Here is a 17,596-nt window from a genome sequence, read left to right as displayed (position 1 = left end):
TCAAGGCTTTTTATTTTTTCAGAAAAGTTAACTTTCAGTTTATCTTGTTTCGTTATCATGAATGCAACGCCACATAAAGGAGTCAGAGATATGGTCACTATACTTAAATACTTGAAACCGAAGGAATGGGCTCTGGTCGGGTTTAGCCTCCTCTTCATTGTTGCACAGGTATGGCTGGATTTGGAATTGCCCGGCTATATGAGCGATATTACCCGTCTTATACAGACACCGGGAAGTGAAATGAGCGAAATCATTACAGCCGGAGTCTGGATGCTGCTCTGTGCCCTCGGCAGCTTAGCCACCTCCATTATTGTGGCAGGCATTGCCGCCAGAACCGCGGCTAACTTCTCTTCAAGATTACGCTCCAAATTGTTCGATAAGGTACAGTCCTTCTCCATGGAAGAAATCAACAACTTTTCTACAGCCAGTCTAATTACCCGGTCCACGAATGACATCACGCAAGTGCAGATGCTGATTGTCATTGGTCTGCAGCTGCTGTTGAAGGCTCCTATCCTGGCAGTCTGGGCGATGCTCAAGATCACGGGCAAAAGTTGGCAGTGGTCGCTCTCTACCGGTGTCGCTATTGGAGTGTTAATCCTGATTGTCGGCATATGTATCGTGCTCGTGCTGCCGAAATTCCAAAGATTACAGCAACTGACGGACAACCTAAATCGTGTAGCAAGAGAGAACCTCACCGGACTGCGTGTCATTCGCGCGTATAATGCAGAAGGCTATCAGGAAGATAAATTCGGCGTAGCCAACAACGAGCTTACCCGGACGAATCTCTTCGCTAACAATGTATTGTCCATGCTGATGCCAAGTATTTCTCTCATTATGAGCGGTTTAAGTCTCTCTATCTATTGGGTAGGTGCTGTGTTGATTCAGAATGCCGATGGTGCCGCGAAGCTGGGCTTATTTTCCGATATGATTGTCTTCTCATCCTATGCGATGCAGGTGGTTATGGCGTTCATGATGTTGATCATGATTTTTATTTTAATGCCCCGTGCCCATGTCTCTGCCAAAAGAATCAACGAAGTGCTGGACACTAAACCAAGCTTACAGAACGGATCGCTTACTTCCTCCAAGGCGGATCGGGTTGGCGAAGTCGAATTTAGAAATGTCAGCTTCAAATATCCTGATGCAGAGGATTATGTTGTTGAGGACATCAGTTTTACGGCAAAAAAAGGAGAAACCGTGGCATTTATCGGTTCAACCGGATGCGGAAAAAGTACCGTTGTTAACCTGATCCCCCGCTTTTATGATGCTACAGCAGGTGAGGTGCTGGTGGATGGTATCAATGTCAACCAATACGAGCAAAGTGCACTGCGCAACAAAATAGGATATGTATCCCAAAAAGCGATTTTGTTTGGCGGCACGGTAAGCTCCAACGTTGCTTTTGGTGACAACGGAAGTAATCTTGCATCTGATGTCGTTGATGCCGTTTATACCTCTCAAGCTTCGGATTTTGTGGAAAAGATGGACGGCAGCTACGAGGCTCATGTCGCCCAAGGCGGCTCGAACCTGTCCGGCGGGCAGAAACAACGTCTGTCCATTGCCCGGGCCATTGCGCGCCGTCCTGAAATATTGATCTTCGACGATTCCTTCTCAGCCCTTGATTATAAGACAGACCGCAAATTGCGCAGTGAGCTGAAGAAAGAAGCCCGCGGCACAACGATGCTGATTGTTGCCCAACGAATCGGTACAATCAAAGACGCGGACAAAATTATTGTACTGGAAGCTGGACGTATGGCAGGCATGGGGACACATGATAAATTAATGCAGTCCTGTAGTATCTACCAGGAAATTGCCTACTCACAACTTTCTAAGGAGGAGCTGGCCTAATGAACAAGAGCAAAGAGCAACTCAACACCTGGAGCAAACTTCTCCGCTATGGCAGAAAATATATTCCCGTAGTTCTTATTGCAATTATCAGTGCAGCAATCGGTACGGTACTGACTTTGCTCGGGCCGGATAAGCTTTCAGAGATAACAGACTTGATCACCGAGGGCATCGTCACCGGTATTGATATGGAAGCTGTAACTTCCATTGGACTCTTCCTTGTATTTATCTATCTCCTTAGCTCTGTATTGTCTTTGGCACAAGGATTAATTATGTCCGTAGTTACACAAAAGGTTTCCAAAAGCTTAAGAACCGATCTCTCCCGTAAAATGAACAGGCTTCCGATCTCTTATTATAATAAGTCTACAACCGGTGACATCCTGTCCCGGGTTACAAACGACGTGGATACCATCGGGCAAGCGTTAAATCAAAGTGTCGGCACACTGGTCACTGCCCTCGCCCTGTTTGTCGGGTCTCTCCTCATGATGTTCAAAACGAACGTGATCATGACCATTACAGCGATTGTTGCCACCGTAATTGGCTTTGGCCTCATGGCGGCAATTATGAAAAAATCTCAAAAGTATTTTCAAAGCCAGCAAGAATATTTAGGAAAAATCAATGGCCATGTGGAGGAAGTCTATTCTGGACATACTGTAGTGAAGGCCTACAATGGCGAATCGCAAATGCGCAGTACATTTGAATCCTTGAATACGAATCTTAAAGATAGTGCATTTAAAGCACAGTTCCTCTCCGGTCTCATGATGCCGATTATGATGTTTATAGGCAATCTGGGGTTTGTGGCCGTTTGTGTCGCAGGTGCTATACTTGCTATGAACGGAACGATATCCTTTGGGGTTATTGTGGCCTTCATTCTGTATGTCCGTTATTTTACACAGCCGCTGTCACAGATTGCGCAAGCCGCACAAAGTCTGCAATCGGCGTCTGCCGCAAGCAAACGTGTCTTTGAATTCCTGGATGCCGAGGAAATGGACAATGAGAGTCACAAGGAAGGACATCTTGAAACCGCTGCGGGCAAAGTGAAATTTGAGCATGTGCAATTTGCTTATGACAATTCAGCCAAGCTTGTTATTAAAGATTTCTCTGCAGAGGTTAAGCCTGGACAAAAAGTCGCTATAGTCGGTCCTACCGGCGCAGGTAAAACAACGCTTGTAAACCTTCTAATCCGGTTTAATGAATTAATGGGCGGGGAAATTTATATTGATGATACCCCAATCAGCAGTTTGACCAGAGAAAATATCCATGATTTATTCTGTATGGTTCTGCAGGATACCTGGCTTTTTGAGGGCACTATCAGGGAAAACCTAGTGTACAACAAAACGGGCGTAACCGATAATGAAATCGAAGAGGCTTGTAAGTCAGTGGGCTTACACCATTTCATACAGACCTTGAGTGCCGGATACGATACCGTGCTAAACGACAAAGTCAATTTATCTACCGGGCAAAAGCAACAGCTTACGATCGCCCGCGCGATGCTTAAGGACGCGCCGATGCTCATCCTCGATGAAGCAACAAGCTCGGTCGATACAAGAACAGAGCTGTTGATTCAGCAGGCGATGGATAAGCTCATGGAAGGAAGAACTTCCTTCGTGATTGCACATAGGCTCTCAACAATTAAGAATGCCGATGTGATTCTGGTTCTGAAGGATGGCGATATCTTGGAAAGCGGCAGCCATCATGAACTGCTTGCCAAAAATGGCTTCTATGCGGAGCTTTACAATAGCCAATTCGAACAAGCATCTTAATGCGGTTACAAAAGAAGTGGAAACGGCTTGCCGTCCTCAAAAGGTTGACTTAAATCATTGGATTTTGCCATGTGGGGCGAAATTCAAATGCACTTATGCTTCTCATTCTGCCATTTAGCCCGTGTGCGGCAAATTCAAATGCACTTATGCTTCTCATTCTGCCATTTAGCCCGTGTGCGGCAAATTCAAATGCACTTATGCTTCTCATTCTGCCATTTAGCCCGTGTGCGGCGAATTCAAATGCACTTATGCTTCTCATTTCACCCGGAGCCCAGTAGCCCAGTGGCACCAATATCTAATATCCTGTGCAGCATAGTGATAGTGTTCCTGGCACTTTTACTCAATCCCAAGTAGCTGAGCCAGTGCATCATCAAGTTTTCGAGTGATACACAATTTTCACAATCTATAGTTTTCTTTACCACAAAAAAGCCGCATACCCCACAGATCGCGGGGTATGCGGCTTTGATTGTTGTGCCAAGTTTCATTTTTCACTCTTGACCGTAAAGCTGCGGACCTTCATCCATTTCCCTGCAACGAACTCATCAATGGTCCCTGTTTTTGTTCTGACGCAAAATTTGTGCTGTGTTCCTTTGTCAAAGCCCGTGGCCTCAAAGAGTAAATCATCGCCTGCCGGACCTTTATAATAGACCTGCTTCAGGCCAAGCCTGCTGAGCAGTTCCAGCTTTACATTCTCAATATACGAACGTGAAATCTCAGTTGACATCCAGGTTCCTCCTGCGGTATTCTCTACTTTCTTTGGATCTGACCAGCTCCGGGAAAGCTGTGTCTTCTTAGAGGATAACGCAAAAACGCCTCAATTACACTTTAATTTTCAAAAAATGCAATATGCAAAACGATTTCTTATTCAGGAGAGTGTCGCTTCCTTTAATACTGCTTAGCTAAGATTTCATCAATTCGGGCCGCCTCCTGTGCGTCCGCTGCAATCAGCAGATCATGGACCGCCTGGTCCTGGCCTCCATTCTTTTTCAGTGCAGCCAGATACCAGCGGGCGATCTCGCGGTTAGTAACATCCGCATAATCTGCACTTAAGGCCTGCTTTAAGATATCCGATGCTTCCTGTACTTCGCCCATCATAAACTTTATCTTACCCGCGTTCAGGGCGATGAGCGGGGTTACAGAGAATGGATTTCCTTGCAGCTGTTCGGGTGGCAGTGTCTTCAGATGCTCCACACCGGCAGTCACATGATCGTAGGCTTGAAGTCCAATTGTGAAATATTCTTGTTTAGCCGCATCGTCCTTTAAATTAAAGGCTTGCTCTCCCAGCATAAAGGAGCGGCTGATCAGCGTACTGTACCAATCGATATCCCACTTGTACTTGTTGGCATTATCGTGGTAGACCTTGAGGGCAAGGTCGCTTTGATTTTTAAGGTCATAATAAGAAACCAACTGCTTCAATAACTCTTTATCGTAGGGCTCTCTCTTTAGCGCAGTCGTCAGTAAGGTGTGCGACTCCTCCAGAAATTGTTCGTTCTGCGTCTGGGAATACACCTGCTGATCCAGTGAAGACAGATAGATCGTCGACTCCGGATGGCCTGGACGTATCTTCAGCGCCTTGACCAGCGGAGCTTTGAGTTCATCATAGGATTGACTGACACTGAACAACTGCCGGGCTTTATTGCCGGCATTGTTGGAGCTGATATAGTTAATGGACAGAACCAGCATGAACACCGCTCCTGCCGTAAGGATTGCAAGGTACCCGTAACGCACCCCTGCCTTGTTCCAGTTCCGGCGCAGCGGTTTGCTGTCCATCACCACTGCCATTCCGGCCATGCCCAAAAAGACCAGAATCCCCATAAATGCATAGCTCATATTGAAATCCAACAGACTGTGAACAAGAATGGATAATGCAATAATCAGATAAAAGAAACCATTGCTGAATTCATCCTGCTTCCTTGCCGTATACCCGCGGATATACTTATAAAAAATATAGAGAATGAAACTCATAAACACAACAAACCCGACTATCCCCACCTCTATCAGATACTGCAGGAAAAAGTTATGCACTTGGTGGCTGACATAGGGATTATTCTGATATTGCCCGAACACTGCCTGCCAGCCGCTACCTCCGATCCCAAGAACCGGATTATCCTTAATAACCTTAACAGCATCCTTATAAAAGGTAATCCGCTCCAAAACACTATGCTGCTTGAAGTTAATATTCTCCAGCCGGACTTCAATGTGGTCCGGGAGAATACTCCGCACGCCTGTACCGATCAGCAGAAAGGCAATAATACCGACAAGCGCTACCGAACCCAGTGGAATCCACATTCCATTCAGTTTTCGGGAGTTCTCGCCGTCCAGCTTGCCTCGGAGCCATGGAGCCAGGTAACGCTGCACTGCCCAGCTTAATCCGGCTGTGAGGAGCGAAGCCCCGAGCAAGTAGCTCCAGCCCTTTAATGCCGATGATGACGTGAAATCCGTATTGAGGCTGATTCCCAGATTAGTGACGGGTGACGCAATAATTAAAGATGCCAATCCAGAAATTCCAAGATGAATGATCCATAGAATCTGCTGCACAGACTTCAGGAATAACAACAGCAATATAAATACTACCGGCATCATGACAAGCCCGCCGCGTGACAGCGTGAGCAGCATGGAAACGATAATCGGGACGAGCATGAACCCGTGTATCAGCCAGCCGTACCCCTTTTTGGAGCGGACCAGTGCAAACAGAGCAACAAACAGAAAGGCCATTAAGAAAGCTGCATACGTATTGGCATACTGAAATATCGAGGTCAGGCGCAAACCGTTGGAATCAGTTATCAGTGCGCCATTGTAAGTTCCATTGACCACTTCCTTTGTGAACCAGCCTACCAGACTGCCCGCTAACTTCCCGCTCCCCAACCAATTGAGCAGGCCAAACCATACAATGATATAAGCAATACTCAAGATGGCCTGCTGTACCGCAAAGTTTACCTGCTTTTGCTTTAACAGGTAGAAGGAGATTATAAAGACGGCAGCGTACATAGTCTGAATAAACAGCATGTTCATCGCTGAGAAATGCGAAACAGCTACAAACAGTGTTAGCGCGTAAATGACCGGCAACATAAATGCAGCCAGGACAAGCAAGTCACTTTGCTCCTGCAGCTTGAATTTTTTATAATTCAAACCTACCCAGCCAAACAGCATAAGACAGCATAATAGAGCAGACACAAAGAGAGGTTTCTCGAATATGAGCTGCTGACTGTTAAACAATCCCCTCTGAAATGGCGCCCATCCCAGAAAAAGTATAAAAGCGGCAGCCAGCAGCCATACTCCCCCTGTTGATCTTTCGTTATGCTTCAGCTGCACAGCGTTTTTTCCATACACAGGTTTCGACACAAGTTATAACCTCCACACTTACTAGATTCATAAATTTATAATGTTTAATAAATCTCACAAGCCCAATGAGCCCTTTTTCCATATTTCAGCAGATGGTAGAGCTAAGAAGCCCGTAGACTAGTAGAATCAGTGTAAACAGCGGCTGGAGCGCCATAAACACACCTATTCCTGAGCAAATCCCTTACCTCCTTTTAAATCCAGGCCGCTACTCCGTATTTCACGCCAAATACCCGGGCCATGTTCGTCGTTCCGGCATTTTCACTTCCTAGCCCCCTGATATCCTTGTGCATAAACTTGTTTGAGACTATCACCGCTCCGCAGATATTCCCCAGGAAATAGCTGACGACTCCAATTAAAGACAGTTGCCACCAATACTGCATTAAGATAATTTGATCCACTCCTTAGCGTATGTATAACGCAAGCATTTTCAATTGATGACTGTAATAATATGTAACTTATATTGTACAGGAAACTCGAAAAATGTAAAATAATGAACTGGCAGGAAGATTACTGTGAATAAGCGAAAGTATCATACCCTCGTTAAAAGTCATCATTTATCATCATTAGCTTTCAGCAAGGACGCCAGAAGTTTCCTCCCGTTTGCTATAACTTTAGGCATGTTATTTTGAGTACCCCAATAGAGATCTCCCAAAGCCAGCTTGATGCAGCAAATTCGAATATGGATCTGCTTTTGAGTCAGTATCTCATCTCCGTAGCCTTCAAAAAACGCAACCTTGGCCCGTTCATCCTTAATAAAATATTTCTCAAGCAGTACCGAAAAATGGTCAATATCTACGCCCCATAACATGTTCTCGAAATCAATCAGTCCGGTGAGAATTCCGTTAGAATCTACCAGCCAGTTGCCCGGGGTTGAATCCCAGCTTATAGGGACAGGCTTGCTGCCTTCAAAAACACCGGCATTCTGTAGAGCCCACTCCAGCAGTTCAAGCTCAGCAGGCTGAAGAAGGTTTAGTTCCATACATTTGCCGGCCATATCCTCAAGCGTGCTGCGGATATAGACAACAGGATCCGCATGATGATATAGCTCAATGGGATTTCCGTCTTTATCCGGACGGCCAAACCAATCACCGGTCTGTGAATCATGCAGCTGCCTGGTCAATTGCCCTGCTTTATTGTAAGCAGTGTATCGCTCAGCCGGCTTCAGGTTTGCCTCTCTCATAGTGACTCCATCGAGTGCGGAGATTAAGATAGCTTGCCAACCCACTCCCTCAAAAGCTGCAATTAGCTCCGGCACATAAGGCTTTAAAGCATTCACCCAGTGGTTGTAGGCATACACTTCGGGATGCCATCTTTGAATACGGCTATGAGTCTTCAGGTAATAACATGTCTGATCTTGGGCCGCTTGAATCTTCCACACTCCTGTTCTTGAGCTGCCTTGTCTGTGATCTGAGAGAACTGTAAATGATCCAATACGCGCTTCTACAACAGCAGACAATTCATATGGATAAATCTGTGGCTGATTCAATGTTATCCCCCTTTATGATGGTGATCTGCGAAGGACAAATTTCTGATGGGGATAATCAAATTCCTCTATCAGCTCATCCTCAACAAATCCAAATTTCTTATATAACGGACGCGGTGCTGCCCCCAGCGGATCATTTGCTCTAAACGTAGTTACGGAAAGCTCTGTATCCTCCGGAAACAAAGATAACATTTGATCGATCATTGCTGTGGCGATTCCTTGTCTGCGGTGATCCGGGTGTACGGCCATGCAGGAAAGACATTTGGCATTATAGGAGAAGAGCATCAGCCCGGTAACCTCGCCAGCATAGACCGCGCAGATAGCCGTCCGCCTGTTAATGTTCTTAATTACGGTCTGTTTATAGCCCTCCAGCAATTCTTCGCTGTGGAGACCCGGAAAATTACTGCGGACAGCTTCAATCATTGACATCCATGAATCAACATCCTGCATTTCCGCAAATTTCACTTTGTATTGTCCGTTCATTACTTTCGCTCCTTCACTCCTACTTCCGTAGTTCAAGCACACTGCGCAGGTATCTTCCAGTATGGGAAGCCTCCACTTGTGCCACCTGCTCTGGAGTTCCCTCCGCAACAACATATCCGCCCTCATTGCCGCCTTCCGGTCCCATATCAATGATATAGTCTGCCGATTTCATCACATCCAGATGATGTTCAATGACGATGACAGAATGCCCGCTGTCCATCAGCTTGTTCAGGGCAAGCAGCAGCTTCTGTATATCCGCCAGATGCAATCCCGTTGTAGGCTCATCTAGAATATACAGGTTGTGGGCGCCTTTCTTGATCTTGCCCAATTCGTAAGCCAGCTTCACTCTTTGCGCTTCTCCGCCGGACAAGGTGGTTGAACTTTGGCCAAGGGTCATATATCCCAGTCCCAGCTCATTCATAATCCCCAGTTTATGCTTAAGATACTTATGCTCCTCGAAGAAAATACTGGCTTCTTCCACGGTCATTTGCAGAACATCGGCTATGCTTTTATCCCGGATCTTGATTTCAAGCCCTTCTTCAGAGAACCGGTTGCCTTTGCACACCGGGCAGATGGATTCAATGTCAGCCATAAACTGCAGGCTTGTGACGATAATCCCGTCGCCCGCACAGTGTTCGCATCGTGTCCCGTTTGCATGGGTAAGGCTGAAGTCGATTGGCTGATACCCGCGCGCTACGGCAACAGGCTGCATGGCGAACAGGTCACGGATTTTATCGTATATCCCGATATAAGTGGCCGGATTGGATTTGCTGTTTCTCCCGATCGGTGTCTGATCAATATTGATCACATGGTTTAGCAGCTCCGAACCGAACAGATAATCATGCTCCCCGGCGACAATCCGTGCACCCGTTTTATCTATTCTCAGCTGCTTGGACAGAATCTCGTTGATCAGCGAGCTTTTCCCAGAGCCGGATACCCCGGTCACGCAGATAAAAACACCCAGCGGAATGTCCAGGTCCACATTCTTGAGATTATTCTCCCGGGCTCCCTGAATGGATAAGAAGTGATCTCCCAGATTCCGCCGCTGCTTGGGAATAGGGATGCTTGCGCTTCCGGATAAGTATTGGCCCGTAACCGACTCCGGCTCGTCCATAATATCCTTCATCGTTCCGCTCGCAACAATCTCCCCGCCATGAATACCGGGCCCTGGACCAATTTCGATGATATGGTCGGCAGACTGTATCGTATCCAGATCATGTTCAACCACTATGATCGTATTGCCGATATCGCACAGCTTTCTCATCGTATCAATCACCTTGCTCGAATCGCGCGGGTGAAGTCCGATGCTCGGCTCATCCATAATATAGAGCATGCCCATCAGCTCACTGCTGATCTGCGTCGACATTTTGATCCGCTGCATTTCGCCTCCGGACATACTATCGCTTCTTCTGCCCAGGTTGATGTAATAAAGCCCGATTTCGATCAGCAGGGAGATTCTCGTATGCAGCTCGCGGATAATGGTCTCCCCTACATCCCGTACCTCTTCCTCAAAGGTCAAGCCATCCAGAAATCCCAGCAGCTCATGCAGCTGCATGCGGCTAAGCTGGTCAAAATTCCGGTCCCCGACCGTAATCTGTAGCCGTTGTTTCTTCAGCCTCGCTCCACCGCATGCCGGGCATATTCGCTCGATCATGCACTCCTTGATAAAGGCCGGTTCAAACGCCTCCGAGGTGGATGACTTGCGGATGTATTGCTTGTACCAATGTTCCATCTCATGCACAAATCCCGCAAACGGCCGGTCCCGGCCGGTAATCCAGTTCTTCTTTTGGGAGGCAGGCGGGTGCAGCATGGGGACGAGTTCGCCTTTGCTGCCGAAGAAGAGCAGCTCGTGAACCGATGTAGGAAGGTCATGGAATGGTGTATCCAGGCTGAAGCCATATTTTTGGGACAAGCTGTACATCATCACCGAGCGGTAGCTGTCTTTGCCCGATGTGTTGAACACCGTGTTCTTCAGCGCTCCTTTATTAATGCTTTTCTCCGGTGCAACCACCAGAAAACGCGGCTCCACGACATAGGACATGCCCACACCCATGCAGGTATGGCAGGCGCTTGCCGGTGTATTGAAGGAGAAATGGAACGGCTGCATATCGCAGAGGAAAAAATGATGCTCCCGGCAGCCAAAATGCTCGTAAAACCCGTCGTCCACTCCCCCGATCACTTCTACCTTGATCAATATATCCTCATCCAGCGCCAGCATCGCCGCCTCAATGGTCTTGGTCAGTTGTATGTAGGTGTCATGCTTTAAAGTGAACCGGTCAATAACCATTTCGATCTTGTAGATTGCAGATTCATCCAGCTCAATTTCTTCCGACAATGACACCGGAGCCCCATCAATAAGCAAATGCTTGAAGCCTTTGGTCCGCAGCTGCTGGAAAGTATAGCTGTAGTCTTCCCCGTAGATCTTGTATACTGGAGCCCGAAGCTCAACGACCGTGCCTTTAGGCAGCGCCGAGATATGTTCGGCGATCTGGGCTGCAGACAGCTGCTTGAGCGGATGGCTGCATTCCGGACAATGCCCGGTACCCGCTGTCGCGAACAACAGCCGCAAATAATCATTGGTATCCGTCACAGTCCCTACGGTGGAACGGGGATTATTGTTGCCCTTTTTCTGCTCTATGGCAATAACCGGGGACAACCCCCGCACAGAATCAACCTTGGCTTTCTTCACCTGGCTGATCCTGCTTTTGGCAAAATTCGAGATTGAATCGAGAAATCTCCGCTGTCCCTCCCCATAGATGACATCAAACGCAAGAGAGGATTTGCCCGAGCCGGATACCCCGGTGATGACCGTTAACTTGTCCCGCGGGATCTCTACGGAGATATTCTTGAGATTGTTCTGCTTGGCCCCCGATATTTCAATTGTCGTGCGTACGGACATATGACAATTCCCCCTTCTCTTTATGGAATATACAAGAAACCAATTTCCTCGACGGCCGGTTTGCTCTTGGAGGTGATGCGGATCGTTTGTGACACCTTCTCGATGACACCCTTCTCAGCCATATACTCCAGGATGTTGATCAGAAAATGACTTTGCATATGAAAATGCTTCGCCAGCAAGGTTACGGTCTTCATCTCCTGATCTGCCATAAATTCAATGACCGGGCGCTTAATCATGTCGAGATGACGGTCCAGGACTTGTCCTATTGTGTCTATGGCGTTCTGAATTTCATCCTCACTTAAGCGCCGGGACATAGGGTTCTGGTAAAAGGGGGCCATACGTTCCGGACTGTGTTCGAGGATCTTAAGGACCGACTCCCGGATCGGCGGCTCACCTTGTGAGCACAGCTCCATATTGGCGATCAGATTGCCTGCCTTAAGCAAAAAATACTGGGCATAAAGCAGATCTTTGCGCACCGTCAGCCATTTTTGACATTTGTAGTACACATCAATCAACTCACAGGCATTCCAAAGCAGGGACAACGCAATATCATAGCTTCCCAGCTGCTTAAATTCTTCGAAGTAATCATAGAGACTATCATCAGAAGTATAGATCATCCAACCCTTCGCAAAAAAAGACTGCGGCATCGACCCGCCGATCATTCGTTCAAAACCCCGCTTGAAGGTACTTCGCTCAAACAGCTGGACGTTTATCGTAATTCCATCCTCCACGAGGCAATACGCGTTCTGTTGCAGGGTTTGGTCGCGGACGACCAGGCCCATGTCGATATCGCTTTTCTCCCAGACTGAATCATAAGCGAGACTTCCGCACACAATGACGGCAATAACGTTCGAATCTTCCCTGACCCTGTCAACAAAGCTTTCCGTCGCGGCCAGATAGCGGTCTTTTAACTCCAGCAGTACTCTATCATCCATATCCAATTAATCCTCCACCGCTCCCTATGATTGAAATCGCTTGCCGATTCTGGAGCTTGTGGTAAAATTATACTTCACGTTTTCCATGAAAACCGGACAGAAATTGCTGGAAGGGAGACCCCAATGGATCATTATTTACTGGAAACCATCAACCGGACAACGGAATATATTGAAGAGCATCTGCTGGAAACGCTCTGTCTTGATGATATCTCCGGGCATGTCAATGTCTCCAAATTCCACCTGCTGCGCATCTGGAAAGGGGCTACAGCCACTGGATTAATGGAGTACGTGCGCAGAAGGCGGATTGCCCTGTCGCTTGGCGATCTGCTGAATCAGCGGAGCAGCATTGAATATATTTCCGCCAAATACGGCTTCAGCTGTGAACGGACCTACAACAGGGCCTTTAAGGAAGAGTATCATGTCACTCCGGCCAAATGGCGCAGATCGCCTTCCCCGCTGAATATCCTGGACCGGTTCAATGCCGACTTTATGAGCCGCGCCGGAGATGGCCTCGTTTTTTTTCGCTCCATCTCGGTATTGCCCCCTTTTTCAATAGCAGGACCCACCTATACTATTCATGCAGAGGACAACCTGCTGTCCCAGGCTGCGGCCTGTTATGGTGTCGAATTCTTCACGCTTTCCCGTTCCAGGATTATGAATCCGGTAGAGAAGGATGTCTATATCGGCTTCACTTCCATTCCCGAGCCCTTTACCGGGTCTATGACCTACCAGCCCTCCCTGCAAATCAACCACAGCAGCATCATCCCGCCTGACCTGAATATCAAACATATTAAACCGCATAAATACGGTGTGTTTACCTATATCGGGCTGCATCGGCCTGAGGAGATTACGCCGCACTCTCTGAGTGAAATCTGGGAATACATCACCTCAACCTGGATGCCGACTGTACCTTTTCAATTAGAGGAGAAGTTCAGCTTTGAATATATTAATTACGCCAAGGGCAACAAGCATTATTGCGAGTGTGATCTGTATTTTCCGATATCGGGATTATGAATTAGAGTCGCCTCAAAATAGTACATACAACAAACCAAGCCCCAGTACCTCAGAGCTTGGTTATTTTGCGCGCTATAAAGGGATTTACGTTCAACATAGAATACTATATTTCTTTCTTCCACACGGTCAGCTCCACGCCCAGCTCAAAACCGATATGCTGATAAAAAGGCTGCATGGGACCCGTATATGCCTTGACCATCCCCATTGCCCGCAGCCGGTTTAGCGCTTCATAAATAATCGTTCGCCCCAGCCCATGCAACCTGTAATCCCTATGAGTACCCACCGGTTCAAGTATGCCTAGCTTATTCTCCTCATCCAGAAAAGCATTGCAGAAAGAAACGACCTCCCCTAGCTCATTAACAAGAGACAGATCAAGCTCAGGCCGATAACCGGGAGCTTCAGCAATCCCTCCGTAGTATTGAAGCATCTGCTCCGCATATGGAGTTCCCGGATAATTGAACGCCATAATATGCCCCTGCGCCTTAGCCCTATTTGAGACTTCCGCTCCAGAGCAAAGAGTGAACCCCGAGGGAATCTCCACAGGGAAAATCCGGTCCAGCGCGATAGAAACGAAATTATCGCTTTCGTTTGGAAGAAGCTCATATCCGCGACTTAGCGCCATCTTTTCCAGCTGTGGCATAAAGGCCGGAACAGCCAGTTTGCAATAACCGGCTGTTCCCTGGCGGGACCTCTCTTCAATGAATTCGAACATTTCCATGAGCAGGCTTTCCTGCGGCTGTTCTGTATCTAGCTGGAAATAGAAATCGCCATCCTTGCAGGCTACCGCAACCAGATTACCGTCCTCTTCTTCCCATAACGCTATATTCTGCTCCCATTCGGGAAGCCACCCTGCATTCTTTTGCAGGAAAAAAATCTCGAATTCAAAGCGTGCAATCAGCCAACTATTCGGCCGCCCAAGATTGCTATAAACATGTGAAAGAAATTGGCGTACTTTCAGCATATCTTCCGAAGTATAGGCTCTGAACCGTACTGTCATCGTTAACCAGCCCCTTAATCTCTGTATGACCTTATTGTAAGGAAACTGCAGGCTGAGATGATATACCGAGATTACTTATTAAAAGTTGTACACCATGACTCATCTAATTATTTTGGTGTATCGTCCCCCACTCACATAAACCTTCCAAAACAGGCAATAACGTTTCGGCTTTATCTGTCAGACTGTACTCGACTTTAGGGGGAACTTGTGGATACTCTTTCCGTATCACCATACCGTCAGCTTCCAGTTCTTTCAGCTGTGAACTCAATGTTTTATACGTAATAGCTCCTATCTGTCTTTTCAGATCATTAAAGCGAACCGGTTGATTTTCTGCCAGCAGGTACATAATCACCATCTTCCATTTACCGCCAATAACGGACAAGGTGTAACCAAAAGGTGTATCTTGAATATTCTTAACCTTACCTTTATATTCAGCCATACTCATATTTACACTATCCTTTCTGGTAGTACCTATCAAAAAAGTGCGTACTATATTTTTATTTACGTTCACTTTATACTGACCTTACTTTGAAGTAAAGGAGAGAAAAAAATGGCTAATGTCAAAACCTACAATCACGATCTTTGGGATCACGGCATCACGCAGGGATACAGCGTAAACGGCACCATCTACATTTCGGGACAATTTTCGCACGATACGGAGGGCGCGTTTGTGGGCGAGGGCGATATCGAGGTACAGACCCGGCAGACGCTGGAGAATCTTGATCGCGTGCTGGCGGGATTTGGTGTCACGAGGTCGAACCTCGCTTATGTGGAGGTTTATCTGACAAACGCGCAAGACTTTGAGACATGCCTCAAACTGTTCAAGGAATACATGGGAGATCACCGGCCAGCCGGCAGTCTCATCGGTGTGACCTTCCTGGCGTACCCTGAGCAACGGATCGAAATCAGTGCGGTCGCACACACTGACTAACTCCATCATCATACCTTGAAATCCAGCGCCTTACGATGTCGCAAAACTACGATGCTCGCGGCTCTTCATAAAGTTAAAAGGGGCTGTCCCAAAAGTAGATATTCTACTGACGAGTCAGATTCTCAAATTTCTCAAAAGCTTCAAATGTTAAAAAAGCAGCGATCCTCCCGTTATTGGAGAATCGCTGCTTTCTGTTTTTGGTCCATTGCAGCTTGCTTCAATAGATTATGGGCGAGCGAAAGCCAACCGACTTCTAGCGTCACTTTCTCCATGCCGCGAAGCAGAAATCGCCGGAACCCCCGGTTGTTCTTCAGTTGTCCAAATACACTTTCCGGCTCCGTCATTCGGCGTACCGCTAAGGCATAGCCCTCTTCACTCCGCAACCGTTCCCGCGCTTGGTTCTGGTATCGCAGCCGTTCCAGGCTGACGACCACCTCCCGATTTCCTGCCGCTTTCGTGCAACGCTCCTTTAGGGGGCGACCTTCACAGGAGCTGCTTCGGTAATGACGTCTATGAATTTCATAGCCGCTCTCTAAGGTCTCCTTGCTTCCCCTGTGGAAATGCAGCATGTTCCCGGCTGGGCACGTCCAGTGATCCTCGGCTGTGTTGTATGTCCAGTTCTCGATTTTACCAATGTTTGCTTTCCAGGCTTTACTCTTTTCCTTATGGTAGCTACCGTACTTCACCACCGCCTGAATCTCTTTCTTTTCCAGATAGGCGTAGTTTTCTTCACTGCCGTAGCCTGCATCCGCAATGACTGTCTTTGGCAATTGTCCGAGGATCTGCTGCGTTTTTTCCATATGCGGCTCTAAACAGCGGGTGTCGGTCGGTCTTTGATGTAAACTGTAGGCTAAAATAAATTGGTTTTCGGTCCCGATTTGCACATTGTATCCCGGTTTCAGTTGGCCATTTCGCATGTGGTCTTCTTTCATCCGCATAAACGTTGCATCTGGATCTGTCTTGCTGAAACTGTTCCGGTCACCAAGCAGCTTTTGATATTGTTCGTACTTCAGCAGTCGGGGAAGCAAATCCTTACGCAACATCCGAACCGCTTTTTTCAGTCGTTTGTTCTTGGGCTTCTCCAGCAGTTGCGACTCTAGCGCCTGAGCCATTTGTTCGAGTTTCTCACTGCTGATCTCAGCGGACTCGCCAAGTTCGCTCAGGTCCTGGCCGCGGTGTTCCTGTTCTTCTTGTTCCTCCGCAGCCTCAATGTCGGCAAACAATGTATGTACCTTTTCTTGCAGCTTGGACTTATGTTTACTAACGGCTTTCCCCCAAACAAAGGTGTAGCGATTGGCATTGGCCTCGATCTTGGTACCATCCACAAAGTAATGCTCCAGAGACACGTATTTTTCGTCAGCCAGAAACTGAAGCACGGCTGTAAATACCGTTTCAAGGACATTCCTCATTCGCTGGGAACGGAAGCGATTCAGCGTGCGAAAGTTGGGGCGTTGCCGTCCGGCCAGCCACATGAAAGGGAGGTTCTCTCGCACGGCCTTAGCGATTTGACGAAACGAAATAGATTCGCTGAGTATAGGCGTAAATAATGACTTTAGTAAGCATCTTAGGATGATAGCTGTCGCGGCCGCCGCCGGGATAGGCAGCGTCAAAAATGGCGTCGTCCAGTCGATTGACGGCGGCATTCACGACACGAACAAGGTGACTTTCTGGAATATCTTCTTCCAGATCCATTGGCAAGCAAAGTTGGTCCATGGTATATTGAATGTACAAAAGAAACCTCTCCTTTGAAATGGTTGTGTGGTAACTCCATTTTACCAAAGGACGGTTTCTTTTTGTGATTTTAGAAAGATTTGAAGAAACTTTTTCCGCTTAAACAACGGTCCGTTCGCGGAGCGTCCACCCAAGGGCTCACGTTGATCCTACTCCAAAATAAGGGGAAGAGCATTAAG

At 47.4% G+C, this 17,596-nt stretch carries 13 protein-coding genes and 1 pseudogene; 4 read left to right on the top strand and 10 right to left on the bottom strand.

Annotated elements, in window-relative coordinates:
- The first annotated feature begins 90 nt into the window (after nt 1-90).
- Both NST99_RS11300 and NST99_RS11295 read left to right on the top strand, forming a co-directional pair.
- Nucleotides 91-1,842 (top strand): ABC transporter ATP-binding protein, encoded by a 1,752-nt coding sequence (locus tag NST99_RS11300; protein WP_341091674.1) that lies wholly within the window; start codon nt 91-93, stop codon nt 1,840-1,842.
- Nucleotides 1,842-3,602, top strand: coding sequence for an ABC transporter ATP-binding protein (locus NST99_RS11295; RefSeq protein WP_341091673.1), 1,761 nt, complete (start codon nt 1,842-1,844; stop codon nt 3,600-3,602). The genes NST99_RS11300 and NST99_RS11295 overlap by 1 nt, the downstream gene beginning before the upstream one ends.
- 481 nt (nt 3,603-4,083) lie before the next feature.
- Here NST99_RS11295 and NST99_RS11290 read toward each other — a convergent pair whose 3' ends face one another.
- From NST99_RS11290 to NST99_RS11260, 7 genes are all read right to left on the bottom strand, one after another.
- Nucleotides 4,084-4,326: a hypothetical protein gene (locus NST99_RS11290; protein WP_341091672.1), complete on the bottom strand. Its 243-nt coding sequence runs from the start codon at nt 4,324-4,326 to the stop codon at nt 4,084-4,086.
- Nucleotides 4,327-4,487: 161 nt separating this feature from the next.
- Nucleotides 4,488-6,944 carry an O-antigen ligase family protein gene (locus NST99_RS11285; protein WP_341091670.1) on the bottom strand — a complete coding sequence of 819 codons (2,457 nt, stop codon included), beginning with the start codon at nt 6,942-6,944 and terminating at the stop codon, nt 4,488-4,490.
- Between the two features lie 191 nt (nt 6,945-7,135).
- Nucleotides 7,136-7,324 (bottom strand): glycerol-3-phosphate acyltransferase, encoded by a 189-nt coding sequence (locus NST99_RS11280; protein ID WP_341097619.1) that lies wholly within the window; start codon nt 7,322-7,324, stop codon nt 7,136-7,138.
- A gap of 170 nt (nt 7,325-7,494) precedes the next feature.
- The gene (locus NST99_RS11275) at nt 7,495-8,430 is read right to left on the bottom strand and encodes an aminoglycoside phosphotransferase family protein (RefSeq protein ID WP_341091669.1); all 936 of its coding nucleotides are present in this window, start codon (nt 8,428-8,430) and stop codon (nt 7,495-7,497) included.
- Nucleotides 8,431-8,442: 12 nt separating this feature from the next.
- Nucleotides 8,443-8,910: a GNAT family N-acetyltransferase gene (locus tag NST99_RS11270; RefSeq protein ID WP_341091667.1), complete on the bottom strand. Its 468-nt coding sequence runs from the start codon at nt 8,908-8,910 to the stop codon at nt 8,443-8,445.
- A gap of 19 nt (nt 8,911-8,929) precedes the next feature.
- Nucleotides 8,930-11,809, bottom strand: a complete 2,880-nt coding sequence (gene uvrA / locus NST99_RS11265) for an excinuclease ABC subunit UvrA (RefSeq protein ID WP_341091665.1) — start codon at nt 11,807-11,809, stop codon at nt 8,930-8,932.
- A gap of 20 nt (nt 11,810-11,829) precedes the next feature.
- Nucleotides 11,830-12,744, bottom strand: coding sequence for a nucleotidyltransferase (locus NST99_RS11260; protein ID WP_341091664.1), 915 nt, complete (start codon nt 12,742-12,744; stop codon nt 11,830-11,832).
- 123 nt (nt 12,745-12,867) lie between these two features.
- On the opposite strand from NST99_RS11260, the gene NST99_RS11255 reads away from it, so the two are divergent.
- Complete coding sequence (locus NST99_RS11255; RefSeq protein WP_341091663.1) at nt 12,868-13,758, top strand: AraC family transcriptional regulator; 891 nt, start codon at nt 12,868-12,870, stop codon at nt 13,756-13,758.
- Nucleotides 13,759-13,861: 103 nt separating this feature from the next.
- Here NST99_RS11255 and NST99_RS11250 read toward each other — a convergent pair whose 3' ends face one another.
- Nucleotides 13,862-14,755 (bottom strand): GNAT family N-acetyltransferase, encoded by an 894-nt coding sequence (locus tag NST99_RS11250; RefSeq protein ID WP_341091662.1) that lies wholly within the window; start codon nt 14,753-14,755, stop codon nt 13,862-13,864.
- Between the two features lie 103 nt (nt 14,756-14,858).
- Complete coding sequence (locus tag NST99_RS11245; protein WP_038589298.1) at nt 14,859-15,200, bottom strand: winged helix-turn-helix transcriptional regulator; 342 nt, start codon at nt 15,198-15,200, stop codon at nt 14,859-14,861.
- A gap of 105 nt (nt 15,201-15,305) precedes the next feature.
- Here NST99_RS11245 and NST99_RS11240 point away from each other — a divergent pair, with 105 nt between their 5' ends.
- Nucleotides 15,306-15,686: a RidA family protein gene (locus tag NST99_RS11240; RefSeq protein WP_341091661.1), complete on the top strand. Its 381-nt coding sequence runs from the start codon at nt 15,306-15,308 to the stop codon at nt 15,684-15,686.
- 170 nt (nt 15,687-15,856) lie between these two features.
- Here the strand turns inward: NST99_RS11240 and NST99_RS11235 are convergent.
- A pseudogene (locus tag NST99_RS11235) lies at nt 15,857-17,417 on the bottom strand (IS1182 family transposase).
- Between the last annotated feature and the right edge of the window lie 179 nt (nt 17,418-17,596).

It is taken from the genome of Paenibacillus sp. FSL L8-0470 (assembly GCF_038008625.1).
In the GTDB taxonomy this organism is placed as follows: domain Bacteria; phylum Bacillota; class Bacilli; order Paenibacillales; family Paenibacillaceae; genus Paenibacillus_AQ.
Note: the sequence above shows the minus strand (reverse complement) of the source record. Positions and strands in the feature narration are given on the sequence as shown.